Annotated in this window: 6 protein-coding genes; 5 read left to right on the forward strand and 1 reads right to left on the reverse strand. The window is 72.8% G+C overall.

Annotation, left to right across the window (positions count from 1 at the left end):
- Window positions 1-41 precede the first annotated feature (41 nt).
- A complete protein-coding gene (locus HNR40_RS39955; protein WP_184970933.1) occupies window positions 42-2,435 on the forward strand; it encodes a KAP family P-loop NTPase fold protein in 2,394 nt (797 codons plus the stop codon).
- A gap of 5 nt (window positions 2,436-2,440) precedes the next feature.
- On the opposite strand, the gene HNR40_RS39960 is transcribed toward HNR40_RS39955, so the two are convergent.
- Window positions 2,441-2,908 carry a Dps family protein gene (locus tag HNR40_RS39960; RefSeq protein ID WP_184970935.1) on the reverse strand — a complete coding sequence of 156 codons (468 nt, stop codon included), beginning with the start codon at window positions 2,906-2,908 and terminating at the stop codon, window positions 2,441-2,443.
- Between the two features lie 103 nt (window positions 2,909-3,011).
- Between HNR40_RS39960 and HNR40_RS53925 the strand changes: the two genes are divergently transcribed.
- From HNR40_RS53925 to mmuM, 4 genes are all read left to right on the forward strand, one after another.
- Window positions 3,012-3,734, forward strand: coding sequence for a helix-turn-helix domain-containing protein (locus tag HNR40_RS53925; protein WP_221341379.1), 723 nt, complete (start codon window positions 3,012-3,014; stop codon window positions 3,732-3,734).
- Window positions 3,731-6,082, forward strand: coding sequence for a VIT domain-containing protein (locus HNR40_RS39970; RefSeq protein WP_184970937.1), 2,352 nt, complete (start codon window positions 3,731-3,733; stop codon window positions 6,080-6,082). Before HNR40_RS53925 ends, HNR40_RS39970 begins: the two co-directional genes overlap by 4 nt.
- 156 nt (window positions 6,083-6,238) lie before the next feature.
- Window positions 6,239-8,479, forward strand: a complete 2,241-nt coding sequence (locus HNR40_RS39975) for an arylsulfatase (protein WP_184970939.1) — start codon at window positions 6,239-6,241, stop codon at window positions 8,477-8,479.
- An 18-nt stretch (window positions 8,480-8,497) separates the two neighbouring features.
- The gene (gene mmuM / locus HNR40_RS39980) at window positions 8,498-9,361 is read left to right on the forward strand and encodes a homocysteine S-methyltransferase (RefSeq protein ID WP_184970941.1); all 864 of its coding nucleotides are present in this window, start codon (window positions 8,498-8,500) and stop codon (window positions 9,359-9,361) included.
- The last annotated feature ends 293 nt before the right edge of the window (window positions 9,362-9,654 follow it).

Here is a 9,654-nt window from a genome sequence, read left to right on the forward strand (position 1 = left end):
ACCCGGGGCCACCGCTACCGCGGAGTCGGCACATTTCGATCATGACAGCTGTACGGCTGGCGCCCGCGATCAAAACCCGCCGGGCCCTGGTCTATCTCGACGGGACCCCGTCGGCGCCCCGCCTGGCCAGAGCGCTGCGCATGACCGGCTACGACGTACGCACCGTGGAGGCCGCCGACGCGGCGCCGCGGGAGCTGGCCGCGTTCCTGACCTCGGCCCAGCCGGACGAACTGCTGCTGGTGCGCTGGCCGTCGGGCGCGGGGTGGGCGCCGAGCTCGTTCACGCGGCTCATCGTGGACTTCGGCCGCCGCCTCGGCGACTCGCCCGCCGCCGCGCTGGTGCTGGTCGTGGACTTCGGCTGGGTCGTCAACGGCGACGGCGAGGCCCGGCTGAACGTGCCCGGCGACCCGCCCGTCGTCGCCGCGGCCCTGACCGCCTCCATGGCCTCCACCAGCGACCGGCCCGGCAGCGCGCCCAGCCTGACCGGGGTGCTGGCCGACGCGCTGCTGGCCGCCGACGGGCCCCTCACCATCGCCGACCTGCACGAGCTGGCCACCGAGAGGTACGCGGGCTCGGGGCTGACCGCGATGCTCTTCAGCCACGGCGACATCGCGCACGTGCCGGTCGGCACCGGGCAGCGGTTCGCCGCCGATCCGGCCAGGCGGCGGCGGGACGCGCAGCGGCGGGCCATACGGCCGCGCACGCTGCTGGCCTCCGACCGCTGGACGCTCGACGACCGGCTCGGCCACCGCGTCTACGCCGAGGCCATCGCGGCGTTCCTGCGGCACCGGGACACCTCGCCGCCGCTGACGATCGGCATCAAGGGGCCGTGGGGGGCGGGCAAGACCTCGCTCATGCGGATGGTGCAGGAACTGCTGGATCCGCCGGGGTCGGGTGGGCTGCGGTTGCGGCGCCGTACCGGGAGGCTGACCAACCTCGACGTGCTCGGCCGGCTGCGCGTGCGGCGGCCGGCCGACGCGTGCGCGCAGGCGCCCGCGGACGCGGGCTGGCGGCCGACGGTGTGGTTCAACCCCTGGATGTACCAGAACGGCGAGCAGGTCTGGGCCGGGCTCGCGCACGAGATCATCAGCCAGATCACCGGCCGCCTGCCGGCCGCCGAGCGCGAGCGCTTCTGGCTGGAGCTGAACCTGTCGCGCATCGACACCGAGGAGGTGCGCCGGCGCATGTACTGGCTGGCGCTGACCCGCCTCGCGCCCGTGGCGCTCGGGCTGCTGGCCACCGGGCTGGTCACCGCCGCCTGCGTGGCCGCCAGCGCCCTGTTCCCCTCCTTGCACGGTACGGCTGCCGCCGTCGCCTCGGCCGGCTGCCTGGCCTCGGTGGGCGCGGGGGTGATGCGGATGGCGAGGTTCCTGGCCGAGTCGGCCGACGGCGCCTTCGGACCGCTGGTGCGCCAGCCCGATCCGCTGGCCCGCTTCGGCATGGCCGACCAGGGCTACCGCAACCAGGCCGGGCTGCTCCACCTGGTCCAGGGCGACATGCGGCGGGTCCTGGACCTGGTCGCCACCGAGGAACGCCCGCTGGTGGTGTTCGTCGACGACCTCGACCGCTGCTCGCCCGGCACGGTGTCGCAGGTGATCGAGGCGATCAACCTGTTCGTGGCCGGTGACTTCGGCAACTGCGTGTTCGTGCTGGGCATGGAGCCCGAGGTGGTCGCGGCGCACGTCGGGCTGGCCTACCGGGAGCTGATGGGGACGCTGCCCGACGAGCGCACCTACCGGCTGGGCTGGCGGTTCCTGGAGAAGATCGTGCAGTTGCCGTTGAGCGTCCCGTCGCTGGACGAGGGGGCGCCCGACTACATCAAGGAGGTGCTGGGGCTGCGCTCGTCCGCGCCTCTCGCCCAGCCCGTGGCGGAGCCGAGGGCGGAGCTCGTGGACCGGCTGGAGACGGCGATCCGCAGCCTGTCGCCGACGATCGAGACGCTGGACCAGGCCGCCCGCAGCGCGCAGGCGGCGGCGGGGCCGTCCGAGGCGGCCTCCCTCGCCGCGGCCAGGGCCGCCGACCGGGTGTTCGACGAGCTCTACAGCGACGAGCGGGCCTGCCGGGCGGTGGAGACGGCGCTGCCCGCGCTCAACCTCACCAATCCGCGCGAGGTCAAGAGGTACCTGAACGTGTTCCGCTTCTACTCCTTCATCACCTACCGCCGCCATCTGGCCGGGCAGCCGCATCACGGTGACGAGTGCGTGGCCAAGGTCGCGGCGCTGACGATCAGGTGGCCGCACCTGCTGTGGGCGCTGGCTCAGGAGGCGCACCCCGGGGCCACCGTCCTCGAACGGCTGGAGGAGGCGGCGCTGTCGTGCGACGGCGACGGGTGGGCGCGGACGATGGCGGAGGCCGGGCTGGCTGAGGAGGAGGCGTTGCGCCAGCTCCTGGCCACCCGGCCACCGATCGCCGCATTGGCCCGGACGCTGCTGTAGCGCCTCTAACGCTGGGCCTGGAACATCCAGTGCTGCTTCTCGATGTCCTGCGCTACCGCGATGAGCAGGTCCTGGGTGACCGGGTCCGGCTCGTCGGTGGCCGCGATGCGCTCGCGCAGCCGCTGGGTGACGCCCTCCAGGATGTCGGTGAACAGGGCGACGACCTTGCCGTCCTCGATCCACGCCCGCTCGGGCTGGGCCAGCTTCGTGGCGCCGGCGACGGTGGCGGCCCGGCCGTCCGGGTTGAGCCCCAGTGCCACGGCCCGCTCGGCGAGCGTGTCGGCGTGCTCGCGCGCGATCGCGACGAGTTCGTCGAGCTGCAGGTGCAGTGGGCGGAAGTGCGCGCCGATGACGTTCCAGTGCGCCTGCTTGGCGACCAGGGAGAGGTCGATGAGGTCCACCAGCGCGCCCTGGAGCGCGTCGGCCACGACCTTCTTGGCGTCTCCGGAGAGAGGTCCGGTAATCGGAGCCATGCCTGAATCCTCCTTCTAAATCCGCTTCTCTCCATTCAACAGATCTTGCTGCCCAATTCTTCCTCCATTGACACTGCAATAATGACAGTGTAATTGTGAGGGTATGAGGGAGACCTGGACCATCGGCGAACTGGCTGAGCGGGCGGCGGACGCGCTGCGGCCCGGCCTCCAGCGCGCCAACGGCCGGATCCGCGAGGTGCCCGGCGAGCGTCTCATCCGCTGGTACACGACCATCGGCCTCGTCGACCCGCCCCTGACCAGACGCGGCCGCCTCGCCCAGTACGGCAGGCGGCACCTGTTGCAGGTGGTGGCGGTCAAACGCCTGCAGGCCGAGGGCCACTCGATCGCCGAGATCCAAACCCGCCTGACCGGCGCCACCGACGCCACCCTGGAAGCCACCGCCCTCCTCGAACCTCCGAACGGCGACCAGGGCGGCGCTCCGGGGGGCGACCTTCCCGACGGGACCCAGGCCGAGGGCCCCCGCCCCCGCTTCTGGACCGCCCACCCCACAGCGGAGCCCACCCCGCCTTCCCCGGCACAGCCCTTCCCACGCGCCGCCGCTGATGCCGGTGCCGGTCAGCGTGAGGCGGCGGTCGTCCATGGGCTTGTGGGCGATGCCACCCGGGAAGCCGGGCGGGGTGTCGCCCGGGAAACCGCTCAGGAAACCCCTCGGGGTGGGGGGCGGGTTTCTGGGGTTCGGCTGGCGGCCGGGGTGGTGCTGGTGCTGGACGGCGCCGGCCGTACGCCCACAGACGATGACATCGAGGCAGTCCTCGCCGCGGCCGGACCGCTTCTTCAGGTGCTACAGGAGAGGAAGCTCACATGAAGATCACTTCTCTCGATCCGGCCCGCTGCCTGCCGCTGCCCGACGCCGGGCTGGGGGCGATGGAGACCGAGCGCGGCAACCTCCCGCTGGAGAGCGTCGACGTGGCCGCCTCGATCTCGGGGCTGGTCGCGGGGGTGGAGGTCGCGCAGGGGTTCAGGAACCCGTTCGAGGTGCCGCTGGAGGCCACCTACGTCTTCCCGTTGCCCGACCGCGCCGCCGTCACCGCCTTCCGCATGGAGGCCGACGACCGGGTGATCGAGGGTGTGCTCAAGGAACGCGGTGAGGCCAGGGCCGACTACGACCAGGCGCTTCGCGAGGGGCGGCGGGCGGCGATCGCGGAGGAGGACCGGCCGGATGTGTTCACGATCCGGGTGGGCAACATCGTGCCGGGCGAGCGGGTCACCGTCCGGCTCACGCTGAGCCAGCCGCTTCCCTACGAGGACGGCGCCGCCACCTTCCGTTTCCCGCTGGTGGTCGCGCCGCGCTACGTTCCCGGCACGCCGCTGGACGGGCCGCCCGCGGGTGACGGCGTGGCGCCGGACACCGACGCGGTGCCGGACGCCTCCCGCATCTCGCCGCCGGTGCTGCTGCCGGGCTTCCCCCATCCGGTACGGCTGTCGCTCACGGTCGACGTCGACGCCGCCGGTCTGGACCTGCGCGAGCTGGCCTCCAGCCTGCACGTGGTCCGGCAGGAGGGCGACCGGCTCAGCCTGGAGCCGGGCGAACGGCTGGACCGGGACTTCATCCTGCGCCTCGGGTTCGACGCCTCGACGGCGCTGCAGCTCGACGGCGCCGGGACGTTCGCGCTCACCGTGGTGCCGCCGCCGCTGGCCGGGACGCGCACCCCGCGGGACCTGGTGCTGCTGCTCGACCGCTCGGGCAGCATGGGCGGCTGGAAGATGGTCGCCGCCCGCCGCGCCGCCTCCCGCATCGTCGACACGCTGACCGACCAGGACCGCTTCGCCGTACTCGCGTTCGACTCCTACGTCGAGGCGGCCTTCGACGGCCTGCGCGAGGCGAGCGACCGCAACCGCTACCGGGCCGTCGAGCACCTGTCGCGCATGGACGCGCGCGGCGGCACCGAACTCCTCGAACCCCTGCGCCAGGCGATCACCCTGCTCGGCGAGACCACCCGCGAACGCGTGATCGTCCTGGTCACCGACGGCCAGGTCGGCAACGAGGACCAGATCCTCGAGCAGACCGGCGGCGCGCTGTCGGCCATGCGGGTGCACACGGTCGGCATCGACCAGGCGGTCAACGCCGGGTTCCTGAGCCGCCTGGCCGGTCTCGGCGCCGGGCGCTGTGAACTGGTCGAGTCGGAGGACCGGCTGGACGCCGCGATGGAGCAGATCCACCGCAGGATCGGCGCGCCGCTGGTGACCGACCTGTCGCTGAAGGGCCTGGAGACCGAGCCGGGCACGGTCACGCACCTGGGTTCGATCTTCCCCGGGGTGCCGCTGCGCGTGTACGGCCGCTACCGCGAGGCGGCCGCCGTCACCGTGCGCGGGCTGGCCGGGGGCGCGCCGTGGGAGGAGCAGGTGCCCGCGACCGTCGTGGACAACCCCGCGCTGAGGGCCGTCTGGGCCCGTGCCCACCTGCGCGAGCTGGAGGACCGCTACGCGATGGGCGAGCACGAGCTGGAGGGCCAGATCGTGCGGGCCTCTCTGGAGTACGGCGTGCTGTGCCGCTTCACCGCCTACGTGGCCGCCGACACCCGGCAGGTCGCCGAGGGCGGGCCGGAGCACCGGGTGGTGCAGCCGGTCGAGATGCCACGCGGCTGGGACATGCCCGCCGCCGCCCCGATGGCCGCGGCCGCCTTCCGCATGCCGTCGCCCGGCTCACCCCTGTCCGGTCCGGCCGCCGAGATCCACGAGGCGGCCGACGGCATCGCGACGTTCGGCGGCGTGGGGGGCAGCACGGGCGGCGCCGCCGGTCCGCGCGGCTTCACGCCGCCTCCTCCCACGGGCGGCGGCCAGGCGATGAAGCGCGGCCGGGGCTTCGCGAGGGCCATGCCCGCCGCCAAGCCCATGGCCCCGGGCGCGGTTCGTCACTCCCTCGACGCGGTACGCCCGCAGCTGGTGGCCGAACTGGACCGCCTGAAGGCGACCCGAGGCGTACCCGACCCGCTGTACCTGGCCGACCTGGCCTCCCGGCTGGCCGTGCTCGCCGCCTTCCTGGGCGGGCACGCGGAACTGGCGGCGCTGGCCCGCGAACTGGAGTCCGCCGACCAGCCGGGCGCCGACCCGGCCGCGCTGTGGGCCCGCGCCATCGAGGTCCTCACCTCCCTGACCTCGGGGGGAGGCACCTCGGGCGACACCCCCAGAACCGCCTTCTGGAAGCGTCCCTGACCGCCTCGTTGCCGGCGCCGGGCCACAACCCGGCGCCGGCAGCACGCCACACGAGGCCGGTTCTCGGCGCTCGCGACACATCACGCCCAGGGGCCGGATGGCGTCCGTGGTGGGTGGGGCTTGGTTGTGGTGATCTTTCGGGTTATAACCCGAACCATGGAGTTCAAGGGACGTGTTGGGCGGACGTTCGCCGGTTCCGAGTCCTGGTGGCCGCCCCGGCCGTCGCCGGGTCCCGAGGCCCCCAACATCGTGCTGGTCCTGGTGGACGACGTGGGCTTCGCCGACCTGGGCTGCTACGGATCGGAGATCCCCACCCCCCACCTGGACGAGCTGGCCGCCCACGGCACCCAGTGGACCGACTTCCACGTCACCCCCATGTGCTCCCCGACCAGGGCGGCCCTGCTGACCGGCGTCGACCCGCACCGCGCGGGCGTCGGGCACGTGGCCAACTCCGATCCCGGCTTCCCCGGGTACGCGGGCGAACTGGCCGCCGAGGCGGTCACGATGGCCGAGGTCTTCCGGGACGCGGGCTGGCTCACACTGGCCGTCGGCAAGTGGCACCTGACCAAGGACTCCGACATGTCGGACGCCGGCCCCCGCCACGCCTGGCCCCTCCAGCGGGGTTTCGACCGCTTCTACGGCTTCCTGGAGGCGTTCACCAACTTCCACCATCCGCACCGCCTCGTCCGCGACAACTCGGCCGTCGAGGTCGACCGCTACCCCGACGGCTACCACCTCACCGACGACCTCACCCGCGAGGCGGTCGCGATGGTCAGGCAGGCGGGCGACCAGCCGTTCTTCCTCTACCTGGCCCACGGCGCAGCCCACGCGCCGCTGCAGGCCCCCGAGGCCGACATCGCGCGCTTCGCCGGTCACTACGCCACGGGATGGGACGCCATCAGGCAGCGGCGCTTCGCGCGTCAGCGGAAGCTGGGGCTCCACCCCGAGGGCACCGTCCTGCCGGAGCGCGACGCCGAGGACGGCGACGACGTCCCGGCCTGGGACTCACTCGACGAGGACACCCGCCGCCTGTTCCAGCGCTACATGGAGGTCTACGCCGCCATGATCGCCGGGATCGACCGCAGCGTCGGCGCCCTGCGGCAGACCCTGCGCGAGCTGGGCAAGCTGGACAACACCATCTTCGTGTTCACCTCCGACAACGGCGCCTCCCGCGAGGGCGAGCGGGACGGGACCACCCAGTACCTGCGCACGCTGCTGTCGGCCAACAGCCGCCACGACCGCGAGGACCCGGCCGCCGACCTGGCCAGGATCGACCTCGTCGGCGGCCCGCGCACGCTCTCGCACTACCCGCGCGGCTGGGCCATGGCCTCCAACACCCCCTTCCGCCTGTACAAGCGCAACGCCCACGCGGGCGGCCACGCCGTGCCCCTGCTCGTCTCGTGGCCGGACGGGCTGCCCGCGCGCGGAGATCTGCGCCACCAGTGGGCCTACGTCACCGACGTGCTGCCGACGCTGATCGAGCTGACCGGGGTGGAGGCGGCCGAGGGGCTGCCGCGCTCGGGTTCGTCGCTGGTGAAGGCGCTGCTCGATCCGCTGGCCGTACACGATCATGTGGAGCAGCACACGGAGCTGCAGGGACATCGCGGACATGTGCGTGGCGAGTGGGAGATCGTGACCAGGCACGCGCCGCTGACGCCGTTCGGCGAGCACGAGTGGGAGCTTTACCACCGTCCGTCGGACCGCACGCAGACGCGCGACCTCGCCGCCCGCCACCCCGAGATCGTGCGCGAACTCGCCGAAGCGTGGGAGCGCGCCGCCCGCGACGGTCAGGTCTACCCGCTCGACGAGGGCTCGCGCCTGCGCTACCTGCTGCGCCCGCCGTGGCAGCAGGACCCCTCCCCGGTACGGCTGACGCCCCCCGTCCCCACGCTGGAGCGCTGGCGGGCGCTGCAGCTGATCCAGTGGCGCTCGTTCACGATCACGGTGACCGTCGCGGAGCCGGGGCAGGGCGTGCTGGTGGCGCACGGCGGCCAGGGCGGCGGCTACCTGCTCTACGTGGAGGACGACGAGGTCGTCTTCTTCCACAACAGCTACGGAGAGTCACGCGAACTGCGCGCCGGGAGGCCGGGGGAGCGGATCGAGGTGGAGGTGCGCGCGCCGGGCGACTGGGTGTGGGACGCGGTGGTCCGGGTGGACGGCCAGGAACGCGGAAAGCTGGCCGGACTGCCGATGCTGGCGGCGTTCTGCCCGATGGAGGGCATCGACGTGGGGGCCGACCGGCGCTCGCCGGTATCGTGGGAGGTGTTTGAACGCCATGGGCCCTTCCCGTTCAGCGGGCGGTTGCGTGAGGTGTGTTATACGCCGGGTGACCACGCGCCGGACGCGGGGGCGAACTTCGTGGATCTGGTCAGGGAGATCGGCTTACGCTTTGAATAGGGCGAATAGGCTGTTGAGGTGAAAACCCTCGTCCTGGACGGTGGCCTGGCCACCCACCTCGAAGCGCTCGGCGCCGACCTGCGCGACGAGCTCTGGTCGGCACGGCTGCTCCTGGAGAACCCCGACCTGATCCGCGCCGTGCACGCCGCCTACTTCGCGGCCGGCGCCGACGTCGCCACCACGGCCAGCTACCAGGCCTCGGTGCACGGCTTCATGGCGCGCGGACTCGACGGTTCCGAGGCGGCGCGGCTGATCACGCTGTCGGTGGAGCTGGCCGCGCAGGCCCGTGACGAGGCCGGCGGCGGCCTGGTCGCCGCCTCCGTGGGCCCCTACGGCGCCTACCTGGCCAACGGCGCCGAGTACACCGGCGACTACGACCTCGACGAGGACGGCCTGCGCGCCTGGCACGAGCCGCGCTGGGAGATCCTGGCGGCCGCCGAGCCCGACATGATGGCCGTCGAGACCATCCCCTCCTACCCGGAGGCGCGCGCGATCGCCCGCCTGCTGAAGGAGACGCCGCAGGTCAAGGCCTGGGTGAGCTTCTCCTGCCGGGACGAGGCGCACCTCAACGACGGCACCCCGATCACCGAGGCGGCCGCGCTGTTCTCCGGCAACCCGCAGGTGGTGGCGGTCGGCGTCAACTGCACCGCGCCCCGCCACATCCCCGGCCTGATCTCCCGGCTGACCGAACTGCCCGTCGTCGTCTACCCGAACTCGGGCGAGACCTGGGACGCCGAGAACCGCCGCTGGCTGGGCCTGTCCGACCCGATGGAGTTCGGCCAGGCGGCCAAGGAATGGCAGGAGCTGGGCGCCTCCCTCATCGGGGGCTGCTGCCGCACCACGCCCGAGCACATCAGGCACGTGGCGGCCAGCGTCGGCTGACGAGGCCTGACAGGGGCCGCTTCCGGTCGTCAGGTCCGCGTCAGCTCTCCGCCGCATCGTTGGGGACGCAATCGATCCCAACGATCCGGGGGAGTTCCCGATGTCTCATCCACGCCGATGGTGGATCCTCGGCGTTCTGTGTACGGCGCTGCTGGTCCTGACCGTCGACAACATGATCCTCACGCCGGCCCTCCCCTCGCTCACTGGTGCACCATCCTCTTGTCGGTAGCCGTGAGGCTGCTGATGCACCCGAGGTGCCGCCGGGTCATCGCCCCGCTCGCTCGACGCGTGGA

This window comes from Nonomuraea endophytica, assembly GCF_014203235.1.
In the GTDB taxonomy this organism is placed as follows: Bacteria; Actinomycetota; Actinomycetes; order Streptosporangiales; family Streptosporangiaceae; genus Nonomuraea; species Nonomuraea endophytica.

Excerpts from the sequence above, each read along its gene's own strand:
- HNR40_RS39955 (WP_184970933.1), top strand. The coding sequence starts at position 42 with ATGACAGCTGTACGGCTGGCGCCCGCGATCAAAACCCGCCGGGCCCTG.
- HNR40_RS39960 (WP_184970935.1), bottom strand. The coding sequence starts at position 2,908 with ATGGCTCCGATTACCGGACCTCTCTCCGGAGACGCCAAGAAGGTCGTG.
- HNR40_RS53925 (WP_221341379.1), top strand. The coding sequence starts at position 3,012 with ATGAGGGAGACCTGGACCATCGGCGAACTGGCTGAGCGGGCGGCGGAC.
- HNR40_RS39970 (WP_184970937.1), top strand. The coding sequence starts at position 3,731 with ATGAAGATCACTTCTCTCGATCCGGCCCGCTGCCTGCCGCTGCCCGAC.
- HNR40_RS39975 (WP_184970939.1), top strand. The coding sequence starts at position 6,239 with ATGGAGTTCAAGGGACGTGTTGGGCGGACGTTCGCCGGTTCCGAGTCC.